Source organism: Bartonella sp. AP57NXGY, assembly GCF_042195805.1.
GTDB lineage: Bacteria > Pseudomonadota > Alphaproteobacteria > Rhizobiales > Rhizobiaceae > Bartonella.
The window spans coordinates 1-17,388 of sequence record NZ_JBHIOZ010000031.1 but is presented as its reverse complement, the minus strand read 5'-3'; the positions used below and the strand labels follow the sequence as shown (position 1 = coordinate 17,388).

Here is a 17,388-nt window from a genome sequence, read left to right as displayed (position 1 = left end):
AGAGCCGTCACCAGTCCCGCAAAGATTGCGGACCATGAAATGGGTGTGTGAAAGAGTGAATATTTTTCTTCTAGAGACGTTTCTCCTAGAAAATTCGTCTCGAATGGTGTGTTTTCAGGAATGCGAGTTTCCATGTTTTATCTCCTTGAATATGCTGGAGATACAATGCCTTTTTGCTAATTATGTTCCAAAAGTGAATAGATATGCGCCAAAAAGGAATAGGAAAAATCTAAAGCTAAGATCGAGATCATCATGGTGGGGCATTTTCTTTTGAAACTTTTGTTTAAAGCGCGTTCATAGAGAGTTTTTGTTGATCATAAAAAAGGGGGGTGAAAACGACAAGGCATGCCTATAGGGCTTTATGAGGTCATTATAATATGGATGCTGTTTTGTTTATATTCTTTCATAAATTTGAATTTTTATCTCATGACAACGTCTTGGTCGATAAACATATGATAAGCGTTACGAATGGGAATATATTTATGTTTCATAAATAAAAGCACATTTTGTATAGAGAGCTCTTTCTTTGTGTTTGCGCTATTGTATTCTTTTGACAAATGCTTTTCTTTTTGATTGTATCAAAAAGTTTAAAGAGAGACCTTGTTAGGATATAAAATGTTTCGTTCAACTTTTTTTAAAAATCGTGAAATCTATGGACCTCTTTGTATTGGATTTGATCCGAGCCATAAAGTTTTGCAATCGTGGAAACTAAGCTTTGATTATAAAGGTCTAAAAGATTTTTGTGATATTCTCTTAACAGCAGTTGTTGGTAAAGTAGGTATTATAAAGCCGCAAGTCGCATTTTTTGAATTATATGGTGTGGAAGGTCTTCAAGCTCTCAAAGAACTGATTGAAAATGCACACGAACAAGGCATATTGGTTCTGGCGGATGCAAAAAGGGGGGATATTGGCTCTACTGCTGAAGCCTATGGTAAGGCTTGGCTTGGTCCAAGTAGTGCGTTCAAGGTGGATGCCATGACAGTTAATCCTTTTTTGGGTTTTGATGCTCTTATTCCTCTGATAAAGGTTGCAGAAGAAACAGGAGCAGGGGTTTTTGTGGTTGTTCAGTCTTCTAATCCAGAGGGGAAACAAATACGAAATGCGCTTATTGGTGACCAGACACTCTCTCTTCATCTTGCACAGTGTATTTGTGATTATAATAGTCATTCTTCGGTTATTCATCATAATATTGGCCCCATAGGTGCGGTTATAGGAGCGACATTAGGATCTGAATCAAAAGACACAATCGAGCAGTTAAAAAATAGTCTGTTTCTCGTTCCGGGTATTGGCGCTCAAGGTGGAACAATGACACAACTAGCAAATCAATTTCCACAAAGACTTTGGCAGAATGTTATTCCCTCTGTATCACGCTCTATTACAGATGCTGGACGAAATATTGTTGATTTAAAAAATGTTATCAATCATTTTGCAGAACAAGCGCAAAGCACACTGATGTCTTGAGGATTTTTGCATCTGTAATAAATCTGAAGAATTCTGAAAGGGAGGGGTTTTGAGGGGGATGCTTCCGATTTATCAAGAATCAACTGTCGCTTTGAGGTTTCTTTCAACAAGCACAGATGTCTTTTCATTGAATGTTAAGCGGGCATTTCATGTTGAGCGGGAGGCTATGTTCCTATTGAAAGTACAAATATTTTCAGTAGATTGCCTTAAGGGTAAAGGTTTGCATCTTTTAAAAGCAAAAGCTTATGCATATTGTTACCAGTTTTCAGTTGATAAAGTTATTGCAGCGTTTGTTTCTATAAGATAGACACACGTTATCGGTGAATATATATTGTTGTTAGAGAAAAATATGTTATCAAAACAAGAAAAAACCAAAGCCCGTTTACCCCGTGGGTTTGTTGATCGTACAAGTGCACAGTTGTATGCAACTGAAACAATGATTGCGCAAATTCGTGAAGTTTATGAACTTTATGGTTTTGAAGCACTGGAAACACCAATTTTTGAATATACAGATGTGCTGGGTAAGTTTTTACCGGATTCAGATCGTCCAAATGCGGGCGTTTTTTCGCTACAAGATGATGATGAGCAATGGATGTCTTTGCGCTATGATCTTACCGCGCCTCTTGCTCGTTATTTTGCCGAGAATTTTGAAGTTTTGCCAAAGCCTTATCGCAGTTATCGTCTTGGCTTTGTTTTTCGCAATGAAAAACCAGGTCCAGGGCGGTTTCGGCAATTTATGCAGTTTGATGCGGATATTGTTGGAACACCAACGGTAGCGGCTGATGCCGAAATTTGCATGATGGCAGCCGATAGTTTGGAAAAATTAGGGTTTCAGCATCATGAATATGCCATTCGTCTGAATAACCGAAAAATTCTCGATTGTGTTTTAGAGAAAATTGGTTTGGGGGGAAATGAGCAGGCTGAAAAGCGCTTAACTGTCTTAAGAGCAATTGATAAACTGGATAAATTTGGTTCTGAAGGGGTGCGTTTGCTTTTGGGAAAAGGGCGTTTGGATGAAAGTGGTGACTTTACAAAAGGGGCGGAGCTTAAGGAAAAAGAGATTGAGTGTATTCTTACCTTAACTGCTGTTGGAGCTGAAACAGCAGAAGAAACGCTTGAGGCTCTTAAAGAAGTGGTTGGTGATCATGTTCAAGGGCGTGAGGGAATTCGTGAGCTTGAGGAAATGCAAGCAATTTTTGCCGCAAATGGCTTTCAGAATCGTATCAAGATTGATCCATCGGTGGTGCGTGGACTGGATTATTATACAGGTCCTGTCTTTGAGGCTACGTTGCTGTTTGATGTTTTCAATGATGATGGGCAGAAAGTTGTTTTTGGCTCCGTTGGTGGTGGTGGGCGCTATGATGGATTGGTGGCACGCTTTCGTGGTGAAAATATTCCGGCAACAGGTTTTTCAATCGGGGTCTCACGCTTGATCGCTGCTTTGCAAAATCTTGAAAAGTTGCCTATGAAGGAGACAACAGGGCCGGTTGTGGTGCTGATGATGGATAAAGAGCCAGAGGCGGTTGCTGGTTATCAAAAAATGGTGATGCAGTTGCGTGGTGCGGGAATTCGTGCTGAGCTCTATTTGGGGGCATCGGGGATAAAAGCGCAGATGAAATATGCAGATCGACGCCAAGCGCCTTGTGTGGTTATCCAAGGCTCACAAGAACGTGAGAGCGGAAAAATACAGATTAAAGATTTGATTGAAGGGGCGCGTTTGTCTCATGAAATTAAGGATAATCAAACATGGCGTGAAAGTCGACCAGCACAAGTGACGGTTGATGAAGATCAATTGGTCAAAACAGTACAGGATATTTTAGCCGCCCAAAAATGATAATGGTAAAAGTCTTTATCGAAGTGATTGTTCGAAATATTTTGGAAATTTGAAATTCAATTTTTAAAATTTGTGCTTTGCTCGTTTATACGTGTTGGTGCACGCGTTCAAAAGCGGGGTTTTGAAGTGCGTGCGGCATAAAAGAGAGATTTTTAAGAGATAAATAAGCACTATTTGCTATAAAACGTGCCCTTCTGAGGATGCGATGATAATGCGTTAAAATGAGCAAAAAAATTGTAACGAACAAAAACTCTGAGAAAATTAAAAGGTTTCACGCAACGCTTTCCCAAAAGTTTATAAAAATATTGACAAGTTCATATTGGCTTCATCTTTGAATTCTCATCTATGAGTATCAAATCCTTTGATGTTCTCTTCTTAGACATTACAAAATTTAGCCTTATTGCAAAAGGAGGAAGAACTAGAGCGTTTTATCCTAAAAGACTTTTTAAGCTTCAAAAAACAATGGAATGACTTAAATCGAACAATTTTTTACAGGAGCATGTTTGGATGAATTGTAAGCTGCCATAATGGTAACTTACTGATAATATGCATTTTTCATAAAGTCAATTCTTTAACGGAGAAATGAAAATGGTCCAATATGATTTTACTCTGCTCTATGAACGAAATCCCTTTATTCTTGAAAGACCTGAGAATATTGGAAAATCATTTAAACTTCCTCCTTCAAATTTCGGATTTGAAGATCTTCCGCAAATTACCTTTTCAGGCGCCTCGTCGTGTCGGCGTATGATTTTTGGGTTATCATTTAGTGGTATGAAAGCATTTTTTGTGATGTTGTGGCAGGTAGGGAAAATGTTAGATGAGGGGGATGATGTGGATTTATGGTTTGATCAGATAACATTGGATCATGATATTCTTGAAGAATTTTTGACTTGCGATCTTTCAATTCAAGAACCAGAATATCTTAATTTTGAAAGTTTTAAAGAAGGTATCAAAGAATTAGAAAAGAATAAAATTGTAGCGAAGGGGACAAAAAAAGATTGTTATTTCATCAATCCAGATATTTTTGGTCTTCCTGAATGTGATGAAGATTTTGAGTTCGATGAAGAGGAAGAGATAGAAGCACACTTTACGGTAGAATACCCGAATAAACAACTCCTTTAATCGTTTTTCTCTTAGAGAAAAATAAAGGCTTAGAATAAATGGCTATGAGAACAGCAATGAGTCTGTTTATGGTATGTGAATTGGAATGTTTGCGGGATCTGTTTTGATTTAATATTCTCCATGAATGGTTCTTTATGCAGAGCGGTTTTTATGCCATATTTTCTTCTTTTTATGAGACATAAGTTAATTTGAACTGTGCACCTCTTCAAACAAATGTTTGATCTGTATTTTCTTTCTTGGTACTTTTGTGAACTTTGCAGTAATGATGTTCATAGCTCTTGTATTTTGGCGCGTTTACGAGAGGTATTTTTACTCTTTTTAATCGTTTATTCATATGCCAATCCCGCTTGCTAATGAGCAAGAAAATAGTTTTAAGGGATTCAATATAAGAAGGGATAAAATAAAACAATCTTATGATATTCGGCTCCTCTCATTCAATATGCAAAATTATAAATTATCTTTATAAATCAAAGTATTGTTTAATACAAAGTTTTTCTCAGTATGAGAAATTTAGCATTGATCTTGCATATTTCATCAATACGTTAGTCCTTGATGTTTCTGAGAGAGTTTTGCATGAATTTGCGCATTTGGCAATTGCATCCCCATTTTTTGATAGCGTGCAACAGCTTTTAACTCTTTGATTTTTTAGCCCCACAACGGGTCCAGATTTTTCATCAGCAATTTTTCAAACTTTTTCAAAGCAGTTAAAACATAAAATATTTATTGAAAAAATTATTGCTGTAATCTTTTCTCACAGAAGGCGTACAATCAACTTATCGGGTCTGTTTTCACGAATAGATGTTGTAAAAAGTCAACGACACAAATCTTCCTCCTCAGGAAATTTGTGTCGTAAAATTTTGTTTAAATAGACGATTGGGGGAATTAGCTTTTCAAGGCTTTTAAAACATGTTGTGGTGAAGAAACTTCATAAGGATCTGTTGCACAATTATCTGAAAAACCTGCTTCTTCGAACCATTGTTCAACCACACCATCATTAATAACAGCTGCATAGCGCCATGATCGCATGCCGAACCCAACATTGTCTTTTGCAACCAGCATACCCATTTTGCGTGTGAATTCACCAGAGCCATCGGGAATTAACTTCACGTTTTTGATATTTTGTGCTTTTCCCCAAGCATTCATGACAAAAGCATCATTGACGGAAAGGCAATAAATTTCATCAATACCCGCTTGTTTAAATTCATCATAGAGCTTTTCAAAATCAGGCAGCTGAAAGGTTGAGCAAGTAGGGGTAAAAGCTCCAGGAAGAGAAAAAAGAATAACACGCTTTCCTTTAAAGTAAGCATCGCTGTTAACTTCTTGCCACCGATAAGGATTGTCTCCAGCCACTGATTCATCGCGTACGCGTGTGTGGAATGTCACATTGGGAACTGTTTTTTTCATCATCATGATGCTCCTGTATTCTTTTACGAAAATTTTGTTTTAAAACAGCCTTTGTATTTAAAAACATATGGTAAAAAGCGTTTTAAATAAAAGGGCTTCTTTAAAAACTCTTACTTCTAACGAGTGTGCAAATATTTCACACTTCCGTCAAGTAGAATTAATGGTCGACTTTGGATACTCTTCACCTTAAAATTATAGGAAAGAATATAAAGGTATTGATATGACCATAAAGACAGTTTTAACCACGGCTTTTGAGGGGCAAAAACCGGGAACGTCTGGTTTGCGCAAAAAAGTGTCTGTTTTTCAACAACCCCATTATGTAGAAAACTTTATACAATCTCTTTTTGATAATATTGGACCTCTTGAAGGAAAAATGTTGATTCTGGGGGGGGATGGGCGCACTTTTAATCGTACTATCCTTCAGATTGTGTTGAAGATGGCAGCGGCGCATGGTGTCTCTTGTGTTAAAATGGGAAGGGGCGGTATTCTTTCTACACCTGCTGTTTCGCATCTTATTCGTAAAACTCATGCCCATGGTGGACTTATTCTTTCTGCAAGCCATAATCCTGGTGGTCCAGAAGGAGATTGTGGTATTAAATATAATATTTCCAATGGGGGACCCGCTCCTAATTCTTTATGTGATGCTATTTTTGCAACATCGCAACGTCTTTCTTTTTATAAAATTCTTGAAGCACCAGATATTGATTTAGATAGGCAAGGTACGATCTTTATGGGAGCCATGCGGATTGATATTATTGATCCTGTCGCTGATTATGTTGCTTTGATGCAGGAGCTTTTTGATTTTGACTGTATTGCCAAGGCTGTTGCTCGAGGTCTTACTTTACGGTTTGATGCCATGCATGCGGTAACAGGGCCTTATGCCCATGAAATTTTTGAAAAATGCTTAGGATTTTCTGAAGGGACGGTGGTTAATGGTATTCCTTTGCCAGATTTTGGAGGCGGTCATCCAGATCCCAATTTGGTTTATGCTAAGGATCTTTATGATTTATTGATGTCAGAGCAAGGACCAGATCTTGGCGCCGCCTCTGATGGTGATGGAGACCGTAACCTCATTATTGGTCGTCAACAATTTGTCTCGCCTTCGGATTCTTTGGCTATTATGGCTGAACATGCACACCTTATTAAAGGATATCGAAAAGGTGTTGTGGGGATAGCGCGCTCTATGCCGACGGGGCGTGCTGCTGATCTAGTTGCGGAAAAACACGGATTAAATTTTTTTGAAACGCCAACGGGATGGAAGTTTTTTGGAACCCTTTTGGATGCGGGAAAAGTAACCTTTTGTGGTGAAGAAAGCTTTGGAACGGGCTCTCATCACATCCGCGAAAAAGATGGTTTATGGGCTGTCCTATTTTGGTTAAATCTTGTAGCGGTAACAGAAAAAACTGTCGCACAGATTGTTCAACAGCATTGGTCCACCTATGGGCGTTTTTACACGTTACGGCATGATTATGAAGAAGTCGAAGCAGATAAAGCTTTGGCATTACTAGAGCATTTGCGTGCGCACTTACCACATGCAGGAACTGAAATTTCTGGATTTTTCGTCAAAAAAGCAGATGATTTTACATATCATGATCCCGTTGATCAGAGCGTTAGCACGCGGCAAGGTATCCGTATTTTTTTCGAGAATGGAGCAAGGTTGGTGGTTCGTTTGTCGGGAACAGGGACGCTAGGTGCTACTTTACGACTTTATTTTGAACAGTATGAAAGTGATCCGCGCAAACACAATTTTAATCCGCAAGAAGTTCTCCAACCTTTGCAACAGGTAGCACTAAAACTGTTAAACATACAACAAGCATTGGGGCGAGATCGTCCTGATATTATCACCTAAGATCATTGGAATGTTTTTTTGTAAAGGTATGATGATTGATCACATGGATGTGATTTTAGGGGTGTGATTTTATGTGCATAAGGGAGAGCTTAACTCTATTTTTAGGCGAGACTTGTTTTTTCCACCTTTCCATATCAATCGGATTCCTAAAACTGCGGGATTCTTAAAACTAAATGCTGTAGGAAATTATAATCGAGCATAATCGGATCATTTATGTCCAATGGGTTTGCTCAATGGCTTGATAGCAATTTTTGTTTAATAGGGGAATGTTTCTCATACAAAACAAAATACGATCATTGTTGCACATTTCATATGTTTGTTTTAAAGAATCTTCTCTCTCAAGACACTAAAAACGCATCTTATGCGTGTTGCTTTGAAAGGGATAACCGGCCATCCATCCATTGAGCAGCACCATTTTTACGCTTATGAGAGAGTAAGACGGCACCATTATTCACTTTGCCCGCTTTCAATGTTGGCTCTTATATTTGAGAGTATTTAGTATTTTGGATAATCGTTTTACACGGATTTTCCTACTTGTAACATGCAAACAAAAGGCTTTGGTTGTTTCAATGTAAAAGGGGTTGAGAGAATCTCAGCTTATTTATCGGCTCTCATTCAATATACAAAACCATTAACTATGATCATAAATCAGTCTGTTCTCTAACATTATGACTGTTATCTTTACTTAAATAAAAGGTTAAGTTGGGGACATCATTTTCTTGTTTCTCAATGCTGCAATAGTTTTTAGCTCTCTGAGAACGTTTTATTCAGAGATGTTCCTTTTCTAATTGTTTTGTTATCCATTCGTTAATTGCATTGGTGATGTATAAGAAAATGATTTTGATTAATTTATTAGAGAGAATGCAGTGAGTAAATTTTATGATATGCGGGGGGCTTATTTGAGTTGTATAATGATCAATCATTTTTATAAACTTGTGTATAGTATGTGATGATAGCATTCATGAATACAGTTGGCAGATGAGGATTGAAACAAAGGGAAACATTTTTCTAAAATAATGGACAATAAGCACTTCTTGCTTTATGACCAGTCATAATGAATGTTTTTTCTAAAAAAGGGAAATTTATGACCCAATATCCCAAATGTCCTCGTTGTGATTGTCTTTATACTTATGAAGATGGTGAAAATTTTGTGTGTCCTGAATGCGCGCATGAATGGCCACAAAAAAACGATGATACGGTTCTTGCCAATACTGTTTATGATGCCAATGGTCAGATTTTAACAAACGGAGATACCGTTATGGTGATAAAAGATCTGAAAGTAAAAGGCGCTTCATCTGTTTTAAAAGGGGGGACGAAGGTAAAGAATATTCGCTTGGTGGATGGGGATCATAATATCGATTGCAAAATTCCAGGGATTGGTCAGATGAGTTTAAAGTCGGAGTTTGTGAAAAAAGTTTAGGCATTTATCTTCTTGCAATTGTTTTTGCATTTCGTTGGTTTTCTATTTTTACATTCTTCTCTAATTGGGCATATTTTTCTCCAATGGGCTTCTTTTCTTGTTTCATAGATTACACCAATCAGATAGGAGCAATATGTTTTCCTTTATTGCAAAGCCATGTATCGCAGAGAAATAGCGACTCTTTCTTTTCTTTTAATATGGGGTTATGAGGGGACTGGATGTTGACTCATAAGCAACAATAAAAGTGTGCGCTTTATGAGAAAAACAACGCCGTAAAGTAGACAAACTTATTTCTGCTGAATTGAAAAAATATTCTCATTTTTTTATCAGATAATTTCTCAAACAACCATAATAGATCTGGCTTCAATGTATTTATTTTTTATGGGTAGTTACACCTTTTGCGTCATATTTATGGAAATGAGATTGAAAATGATAGAGGAAATTCTTGATTTTAAGAATGGAAAAAGGACGCTATGACCTTGATAAGGTCGTACTGTCATTCATTTTTCAGCTCTTAGTGCTGCAACAGTCTCTTATAAAAGTGTACATAAGAGCTATTAAAAATAGTTTTTGTTATTATCCAGTTTGTGCTGTGTAAGCGGACGATTTTGATTGATGCAATAAAAACAGAATTGAAATAAGAAAAATGTCAGAATTCTCATTCAAGTTGCAAAATGTGATCTTTGTCGAGTGGCTGAAACAACATATTGATTTATAATAATAAATTAGCGTTATTCATATTGAATTAGAACCCCGAATAACGTGGGATTCTCTCATTTCAAATCTGTTCCATGTTGAATCAATTAAAATCACTTGCTTGCACACCACAAGCGGGGCTGGCGTGTGGGTAAAAATGAGGAAAGAAAGGAGTAAAAATGACTCTTATGAATCGTCTTAATGAAAGAGCTGTCGCATCATTAGGGGCTGGCAGATATGATGATGGTGCCGGCTTGCTACAAGAAGTATTTTGCGTGATTTGTCGTTGGAAGCACTGAGAAAGATGAAGCAAATGGGCACTCTATCTTGCAATGTTTTCTTTTTTGTAACGAGGTCGTGTTTTCCTCGTTAAAATTGCATGACAAGATTATAAAACAAAATAAATTTAAAGTGCACATCCATGCATTGTACTTCTGTGTACGTATAAATTGGTTTATTGAAACAACTTATGCTCTTAAAAGGGCAGAAAGCTTTTTAAGGCATATGTGGAGGTGAAAGGTGAGTGAAGGTATCATTATTGGACAGATTTTTTTAACAGTACTCTATTTTTATGGCTGCATGGCTTACTTCGAGAATTTCAGGAATAAAATGACGTAAGATCTTTACATTCCATGTTTGAGCACTGTTGAAGAGGGGCAATCGGTGTGGTTATTTTACCTATTGAGGTCAATATTTATTGTGGCATGGCTTCAACGCCTAAAACTTCAGGGATAAAATGGCGTAAAAGATTTTCAATACCATGTTTGAGGGTTGCCGTTGAAGAGGGACATCCAGCGCAGGAGCCGCGCATATTGAGATAAACAATACCATTTTCAAATCCACGAAAAGTAATATCTCCACCATCATTGGCAACCGCTGGGCGGATACGCGTTTCAAGCAGCTCTTTAATGGTTAAGACAATATCAACATCTTTTTCGTCATAAAATTCTTCGTTAAGGGCATGGGTTTGTGCTTGTGTTGTAGCGTTGGTAGTGATCACTGGCTCATTGGATAGAAAATGTTCCATGATTGTGCCTAAAATGACGGGCTTGAGATGTTGCCATTCCCCTTCTTTTTTGCTTACGGTGATAAAATCATAGCCTAAAAAGACACCATTGATATTGGGAATATTAAACAGTTTAGCCGCCAAAGGTGAGTTTTTAGCTGCTTCTTCAGGGTCACGAAATTCTAATACGCCCTCAGAAAGAACCACGCGTCCTGGCAAGAATTTAAGAGTTGCAGGATTTGGGGTGGTTTCAGTTTGTATAAACATAGATTCTCCTTTTATAACGAAGGCTTGGGAAGATCTTACATTGTAGAATATTATATTTTTTAGGCAATAGATCTAATATCTTCATCGGCAAGATTGCTAGGAATAACAATGACAGGGATTGAAAAAGCTGTTCCTTTATTCCCGATTAATTGAACAAGGGGTCCTGGTCCTTCTGTATGTCCACTGGCTGCTAAAACAATCAGTGCAATCCTTTTATCTTCGTCGATCAGTTTAGAAATCTCATCAATTTTTTTTCCTTCACGCACTACTATTTCTGTTTCAAGCGCATGGGTGGTGCGGACTTCACTGGCAATGTCTCCTAATATTTTATGAGCACTTTGCTTTGATTCTGTACGCATAACGTTGTTTACACCCAGAAAATGTTGAAATTCTACACTATCAACGACACAAAGTAATACCAATGTTCTACTGGTATTTTGGGCATGCTGTGCGGCAAACGCAACCGCACGCCGACACTCTGGTGTTTCATCGATAATAACTAAGTTTTTTTTCTTTGGTTCTTTTTTCGGATTTTGGGGTTTGGAAATCATGCACTTTCTCTATTTTGTACAAACGATTTTTTTGCTCTCTACAGTTTTTAGTTTTATTATTTTTATGTATCGTGCAAAAATCCAATAATTTCACGAATTTTTTTCATATTTTCTTCTGCGAGCATACTAGCACGTTTAGCGCCATCATGCAAAACAGAGTCGATATAATCATTTTCTTGATGAAGGCGACGTAATTCTTCTGTTATAGGGGCAAGCTTATGGACAACAAGGTCGGCTAGAGCTGTTTTAAAATGCGAAAATTGTTGACCAGAAAATTCTAAAAGAATCTTTTCTTTGCTAACTTTGGCAAAGGCGGCATAAATACCAAGCAGGTTATCTACTTCTGGTCGTTCTTTTAAAGCGGCAAGGGTATCGGGAAGTGGAGCCGAATCCGTTTTGGCTTTGCGTATTTTTTTTGCGATAAGATCAGCGTCATCGGTCAAATTAATGCGTGAAAAATCTGAAGGATCTGATTTTGACATTTTTTTCGTCCCATCGCGCAAAGACATAACGCGTGTGGCTGTTGTTCCAATTAGTGCTTCTGGAAGAGGAAAAAAGCCTTGTCTTTTTTCTTCATCTGTTTGCATAGAGATGCCAAAATTTAATTCGGCAATACGCTGTGCATAGTCGTTGTTAAATTTTTGTGCAATATCGCGTGTGAGTTCAACATGCTGTTTTTGATCTTCGCCTACTGGAACATGCGTTGCACGATAGACTAAAATATCAGCAGCCATCAAAGTGGGATAGGCAAAAAGCCCGATGGATGCTTTTTCGCGATCTTTTCCCGCTTTATCTTTAAATTGTGTCATGCGTTGAAGCCAGCCGATACGGGCAACACAATTAAAAATCCAGGCGAGTTCAGCATGTTGAAAAACACGTGATTGGTTAAAAATAATGTGTTTTTGAGGATCAATACCGGCGGCTAAAAAAGCTGCTGTCACTGTTCTGGTGGATTCGCGTAAAGTAAAGGGATCTGGGTTGACTGTGAGCGCATGCATATCCACAACACAATAGAGGCAGTGATGAGAGTTTTGCAGTTCAACCCAACGCTGAATGGCTCCAAGATAATTGCCAAGATGTAAATGACCACTCGGTTGTACGCCGGAAAAGACAAGTGGTGTGAAGGTATCCATAGGAGTGCTCTTTCTTCAATTAAGGTTATTCATTTTATTGTTTTTGACAAAGTATAGATATTATGAGCGTTTTTTCAAATTTTTAAGCGTGTGAAAAAAGGAACGGGTGTTGAATAAAAAATAGGCACTAAAATAGATCAAAAATATGCCAATCATGATCCCAGCTAAGGTGATCGCGCGCAAGAAAAATGATGCTTGTGAGGATAAAGGAAAAGACAAAAAACCAAACACATTCAATCCGTAATAGAGGGCTAGTGCACTCAAAAGAGTTGCCATCATGAGACATAATATTCGTTTTATCAGTTGGAAGTCGTATTTCCAATAACCGCGTTTGATAAGGACACTCCACAGCAAAAGGGTGTTGGCCCATCCAGAGGTAATTTCAGCAATAACAATGCCTCGTGCAGATAGAATAGGAAATAATGTTAAGGCGAGACTGATATTGATGAAAACGCAAATACCTGTAAAAATCATCGGTGTTTTGGTATCTTCATGGGCAAAAAAATTAGGAATAAAGACCTTAATAAGAACAAAAGCTGGAAGTCCTAGTCCATAAAGCTCTAGTAATTGTGCAACATGGTGTGTTGATTGACTGGTAAATTGTCCTCGCTCAAAGAGTAAACTGACTATGGGAGTGGAGAGCAGCAAAAAAGCGATGGATGCTGGAAGTGTTAAAAATAGCGTTAATTCAATAGAGCGGTTTTGTAAATGGTGGGTTTCTTCATGCTTTTTACTTCGCAAAGCGCGTGTTAATTCTGGTAAAAGAACGGTTGCAACGGCAATGGCGATTACGCCTAAAGGCAATTGATAAAGACGATCAGCATACATCAAAGAAGAGACAGCACCCGATTGACTAGAAGCAATATTGGTATTAATAAGCAAATTAATTTGCGTGATGCCACCCGTAATGGCTGCGGGGAATGCTAAAGTTAATAGCTTACGAACATTAGGACTTAAATGGGGCTGGCGGAAGGAAATTTTCATGCCACTTTGACGCAAAGCAAGGGCAATTAAGGTGAGTTGAATAAGACCTGCTGCCAATACACCCCAAGAGAGATTTAAGCCGATATGCCAAGCGTCAAGTTTATAGATCCAAGCATAGGCAAGCACACCAATCAGAATAATGTTTAAAAAGAGTGGGGCAATGGCGGCAATAAAATAGCGTCGCAGCGCATTAAGCATGCCCCCCATCATGGCAGCAAGCGACATGCAGGTTAAATAGGGAAACATGATCGCCGTAAAATGAATTGTGGCGTTAAGCTTTGTTGCATCTTCGGTAAAACCTGGAGCAATAATGGTTCGTACCAAAAAAGGCATACTGAGTTCCATCGCAATCGTTAACAGTAAGAGCAGTGAAAAGAGAACGCCAAACACCTCTTCTGCAAACTTGCATGCCGTTTCGTGACCATCTTCAGTGATTTTTTTGGCAAAAAGAGGAATGAAAGCAGCATTAAAGGCTCCTTCAGCAAAAAAACGGCGGAATGTGTTGGGAAAACGGAAAGCAGCATTAAACGCATCAGAAACAGGACCAGTTCCTAGTGCTGCTGCCATAAGCATTTCGCGTACGAAGCCAAAAATACGGCTCATGAGGGTTCCGGAAGCAACTGTTGCAATTTTTTTAATCAATGTCATAAAGATATATCAACTTTGTTGTAAAAGAGAAGCGATGACAGGAGAAATAAAGCGTTTTAAATCGTAAAAATCTGATCTCTATCCTAATCAAGGATACTTTTTGAAAGCGTTTTACGACGGTGTTTATCTTTCTGTCAACAATGGTGCTTGAAGACTTTTTTATGCTCCTTGTTTACTGTTGCATTAAAATTTTTATTGTTGCCATAAAATAATTAAAATTTCTTTTTCAAACTGAAATATGGGAGTGATATCATAACAGTTTGAAGAGACATGTAGGGATATATAATGATAATTTCTCTTTATGGTGTGATGTCGTGAATAGTGCAACCCAATGCCGTTCTGTTTTATGTGAGGGGTGTGACCCTATTAAAAGAATGCAAATAAAATAAAAGCGTGGAGCAATACGTAATTTCCATTATTTAAAAAAAAACAGCGCTTTAGATGTTTTAAAAAGTCGTAAGGCTAAGCTAAAAGGTGATGGTAAAACTGGTAATTACTTTTCACTTTTACGGCTTTATGTTCTCCCAAAATTTGTCTGTCCTCCCGTTTTAGAGATTACATAAACAAGAGGATAGGAAGATATGATCTTTCAACAGCATTTTTCTTGTTCAGGTTTCTTTTCACAGTTGATGAGGATAAAATCTGAGGAAATAAGATAAAGTTGCTCTCTCATGGTTTCCATTCTCGTTGAGGTGCGATTGATTTGCCGATGAAGGCAAGGGGATAAAGGCTATCATTTTTACCAGAGGGGGCGAAAAAGTTAAAGTTTATGAACCTTTTAGACATTCATTGCCGTTGCTTTTGCGTGCGCCGTTTTGTGAGGTTGAATATTTTCTTGTCTTTTGGGATTCTGATTGACGTTTTCTGTCATTTTTTGCACTTTAATTGCTTCTTTATCAGGCGTGTTGGAACATTTTTTTTCATTGTTTTTCTTTATAGATTGATGCTGGTTTGGTGCGAAGCGCTCATCGAATTTATGGTTATAAAAATACATGGGTTGTATATGCGGTTCTATCTCTTTTATCTGCTTGATTATTTCCATAATCTCTTTTGCTTTAATGGTTGATGTGCCAATACTCTTCGCAAGTCTTTCAGGATTATTTTCTTTTATAACTTCATGCTCGTTTGAAGATAAGCGCTCATTGATTTTTTTGATATAAGTCCTTATCTCCCCCCTTAATTCAGGAGAGTTTGATAACGTTTCTTGCTGTTGTGCTTTTGACAAGGAAAGGAGATTTTTCATCCAAGCCTTAGGCATTTCTACCGACTGTTCACACCGCCTTTGTTTTACATGATGGGTATGGAGAATGTCTCTTTCTGTTTGTTTAGAAATATTGATATAACGATCAATGGCTCTACAGAGGGGCAAAATATTTGCTTCAGCATGGGCGCGCGCGTTGTTTTTTATGCCAAATACATTGCTACCAGAAAGCTTAGAAATCGATTGGGGAGAGGTGGTAATTTGATAGGTGAGTTGTTCTCCTTCAGTATGATTTTCATGGATCATCTCAATTCTTTCCCGCAAAATATGACGATTGCCATAAATGATTTGGCACAAAGTTTCTATTTCTTTTCTTCTTGCTTGAATGGAAACGTTGTTTTTTATCCTTGTGGCAATTTCATTGTTGGTAAGGGGGGCTATTGTTTGTGCGGGGATAAGCACTTCTTGCTGGTTTTGAATTTTTGGTGCTGTAAAGGAGAGGGCGTCACCGATTTTTAATGTCTGTATTTGCTCTGGGGTGAGATCTTTTTTATTTCCCAAGATGAAAGTTCCGTTAGCATCAAGCATAAAGCCATTGGGTCCACTGCCTCTGTAAAAGCCTTTATAGGTATGACCTTCTTTTGCTGTTATAATAAGATGATGATGAATACTCTCAAGCCCGATATGTTTCATACTGTCCATGAATTCTTTTAAAATAAGTATTTTTTCTGGATTTGAGATATCCTCAAGCAGATGTTTCATTTCTTCTTTATCTTTATGTTTTAGCGATGCAATGCTGGCAAGATTCATGCGTTTTTCTGTTACAAGAGAAAAGTCGAGTGTGTGGCCAGCAACTTGCCCAAGTTTTTCAAAAAACATTCGTTGTGTGCGTCCATTACCTTCTCTGAAAGGATGCGTATAGTTGAGTTGTATCAACATTTCAGTGACATGTTCAATAAATGTTTCGCGGGTTAAGTCTTTTAAACTATTTGTTTCAGCAAGTATTTTATCTAAATTTTCTAGTCCCTCCTGTATCTGTTTTGCTGAGGCAAAAGAAATACCAGCTTTTTTCATCATTGGCATATAAGCAACGGTACCATCTTCAAATGTAAATGGTTTTTCGCGTGTTTGTCCGGCCCATTCAAAAGTATTTTTAAATAGGGTGTGATGAATATATTGGAGATATGTGGAGGTTAGTTTTTGTGGTGGTGCTTCTTGGCGCAGATGAATGATTGCTTTTGTTGTATCATGGGCACATTGCACTTTTAATTTTCCGTAGTCTTTTATTCCATATTTATTCTTTAAGGTGATACTATTGGGGTAAAAGAAATTACGGTGTATTGTCTTATTTTCTTCGGTTTCAGGTGGTGATGATAATTTCTCCTGTAAGGTGAGAGGGATGGTGTCCGTTTTTCTTGTACCAGTATCCCAGTATGCCATTGCTTTTTTGATAGGCTGTTTTTCTATTTCTGGATGATCAGAGCGTGTTTCCTTTGTCATTTTGACAGATATTGGATCATTTGTCGCTGTATTACTGCTCTGTAAAATATTTTTTTGAAAATCTTTTTGCATTTGCCTCATAGCGGAAGCCGATTGAACAATTGGTTGTGCCATTTGTTCTTTTTCTTGTGCTTGCAAACTTTTGGGCATAACTTCAACGTTGTCATGTAAAACATGAGAGGCAATCCATGGTGAAAAATAGGATTTTCCCTTTTTCTTTGTTTGAATGGATGTTTTGTCTTTGCTCTTTTCAGTTATTTCATCGTTTTTAAGAGTGGCTCTTTTTTCTTCTTTTTCTTCTGGAAGCAATGT

General features: G+C 37.8%; 12 protein-coding genes and 2 pseudogenes. 7 read left to right on the top strand and 7 right to left on the bottom strand.

Features of this window, described 5'->3' with window-relative positions; all coding sequences use genetic code 11:
- Positions 1–134: pseudogene (locus ACFIL8_RS04940) on the bottom strand (DUF3792 domain-containing protein); the annotation flags it as partial.
- 481 nt (positions 135–615) lie between these two features.
- On the opposite strand from ACFIL8_RS04940, the gene pyrF reads away from it, so the two are divergent.
- The 4 genes from pyrF (at position 616) to ACFIL8_RS04920 (ending at position 4,417) form a co-directional block, all read left to right on the top strand.
- Positions 616–1,461, top strand: coding sequence for an orotidine-5'-phosphate decarboxylase (pyrF, locus tag ACFIL8_RS04935; RefSeq protein ID WP_375675815.1), 846 nt, complete (start codon positions 616–618; stop codon positions 1,459–1,461).
- Positions 1,462–1,510: 49 nt separating this feature from the next.
- Positions 1,511–1,768, top strand: coding sequence for a hypothetical protein (locus ACFIL8_RS04930; RefSeq protein WP_375627885.1), 258 nt, complete (start codon positions 1,511–1,513; stop codon positions 1,766–1,768).
- 42 nt (positions 1,769–1,810) lie between these two features.
- A complete protein-coding gene (hisS, locus tag ACFIL8_RS04925; protein ID WP_375638515.1) occupies positions 1,811–3,295 on the top strand; it encodes a histidine--tRNA ligase in 1,485 nt (494 codons plus the stop codon).
- A 588-nt stretch (positions 3,296–3,883) separates the two neighbouring features.
- Complete coding sequence (locus ACFIL8_RS04920) at positions 3,884–4,417, top strand: replication protein (protein WP_375613583.1); 534 nt, start codon at positions 3,884–3,886, stop codon at positions 4,415–4,417.
- An 882-nt stretch (positions 4,418–5,299) separates the two neighbouring features.
- Here the strand turns inward: ACFIL8_RS04920 and ACFIL8_RS04915 are convergent.
- Complete coding sequence (locus ACFIL8_RS04915) at positions 5,300–5,824, bottom strand: peroxiredoxin (RefSeq protein WP_375613588.1); 525 nt, start codon at positions 5,822–5,824, stop codon at positions 5,300–5,302.
- Positions 5,825–6,041: 217 nt separating this feature from the next.
- Here ACFIL8_RS04915 and ACFIL8_RS04910 point away from each other — a divergent pair, with 217 nt between their 5' ends.
- The 3 genes and pseudogenes from ACFIL8_RS04910 to ACFIL8_RS04900 form a co-directional block, all read left to right on the top strand.
- Positions 6,042–7,670, top strand: a complete 1,629-nt coding sequence (locus tag ACFIL8_RS04910) for an alpha-D-glucose phosphate-specific phosphoglucomutase (RefSeq protein ID WP_375613582.1) — start codon at positions 6,042–6,044, stop codon at positions 7,668–7,670.
- A 1,084-nt stretch (positions 7,671–8,754) separates the two neighbouring features.
- A complete protein-coding gene (locus tag ACFIL8_RS04905) occupies positions 8,755–9,090 on the top strand; it encodes a zinc ribbon domain-containing protein YjdM (RefSeq protein WP_273790940.1) in 336 nt (111 codons plus the stop codon).
- A gap of 875 nt (positions 9,091–9,965) precedes the next feature.
- Positions 9,966–10,046 (top strand): annotated as a pseudogene (locus ACFIL8_RS04900) (DUF4102 domain-containing protein); the annotation flags it as partial.
- A 434-nt stretch (positions 10,047–10,480) separates the two neighbouring features.
- Here the strand turns inward: ACFIL8_RS04900 and ACFIL8_RS04895 are convergent.
- The 5 genes from ACFIL8_RS04895 to ACFIL8_RS04875 all read right to left on the bottom strand — a co-directional run.
- Entirely contained in the window at positions 10,481–11,059 is a 579-nt protein-coding gene (locus ACFIL8_RS04895; RefSeq protein ID WP_375668492.1) for a NifU family protein, read from the bottom strand.
- A gap of 59 nt (positions 11,060–11,118) precedes the next feature.
- Positions 11,119–11,610 (bottom strand): universal stress protein, encoded by a 492-nt coding sequence (locus tag ACFIL8_RS04890; RefSeq protein ID WP_375612177.1) that lies wholly within the window; start codon positions 11,608–11,610, stop codon positions 11,119–11,121.
- A gap of 62 nt (positions 11,611–11,672) precedes the next feature.
- Entirely contained in the window at positions 11,673–12,743 is a 1,071-nt protein-coding gene (gene trpS, locus ACFIL8_RS04885; RefSeq protein WP_375613581.1) for a tryptophan--tRNA ligase, read from the bottom strand.
- Positions 12,744–12,803: 60 nt separating this feature from the next.
- Positions 12,804–14,375 carry a murein biosynthesis integral membrane protein MurJ gene (murJ, locus tag ACFIL8_RS04880; protein WP_375689037.1) on the bottom strand — a complete coding sequence of 524 codons (1,572 nt, stop codon included), beginning with the start codon at positions 14,373–14,375 and terminating at the stop codon, positions 12,804–12,806.
- A 778-nt stretch (positions 14,376–15,153) separates the two neighbouring features.
- The coding region (locus tag ACFIL8_RS04875) for a BID domain-containing T4SS effector (protein ID WP_375689035.1) at positions 15,154–17,388 on the bottom strand (2,235 nt) is incomplete at its 5' end.

Bases quoted from the DNA above. Each gene is read 5' to 3' on its own strand.
- pyrF (WP_375675815.1), top strand. From the start codon at position 616: ATGTTTCGTTCAACTTTTTTTAAAAATCGTGAAATCTATGGACCTCTT.
- ACFIL8_RS04910 (WP_375613582.1), top strand. From the start codon at position 6,042: ATGACCATAAAGACAGTTTTAACCACGGCTTTTGAGGGGCAAAAACCG.
- trpS (WP_375613581.1), bottom strand. From the start codon at position 12,743: ATGGATACCTTCACACCACTTGTCTTTTCCGGCGTACAACCGAGTGGT.
- murJ (WP_375689037.1), bottom strand. From the start codon at position 14,375: ATGACATTGATTAAAAAAATTGCAACAGTTGCTTCCGGAACCCTCATG.
- ACFIL8_RS04895 (WP_375668492.1), bottom strand. From the start codon at position 11,059: ATGTTTATACAAACTGAAACCACCCCAAATCCTGCAACTCTTAAATTC.
- ACFIL8_RS04915 (WP_375613588.1), bottom strand. From the start codon at position 5,824: ATGATGAAAAAAACAGTTCCCAATGTGACATTCCACACACGCGTACGC.
- hisS (WP_375638515.1), top strand. From the start codon at position 1,811: ATGTTATCAAAACAAGAAAAAACCAAAGCCCGTTTACCCCGTGGGTTT.
- ACFIL8_RS04920 (WP_375613583.1), top strand. From the start codon at position 3,884: ATGGTCCAATATGATTTTACTCTGCTCTATGAACGAAATCCCTTTATT.
- ACFIL8_RS04890 (WP_375612177.1), bottom strand. From the start codon at position 11,610: ATGATTTCCAAACCCCAAAATCCGAAAAAAGAACCAAAGAAAAAAAAC.
- ACFIL8_RS04905 (WP_273790940.1), top strand. From the start codon at position 8,755: ATGACCCAATATCCCAAATGTCCTCGTTGTGATTGTCTTTATACTTAT.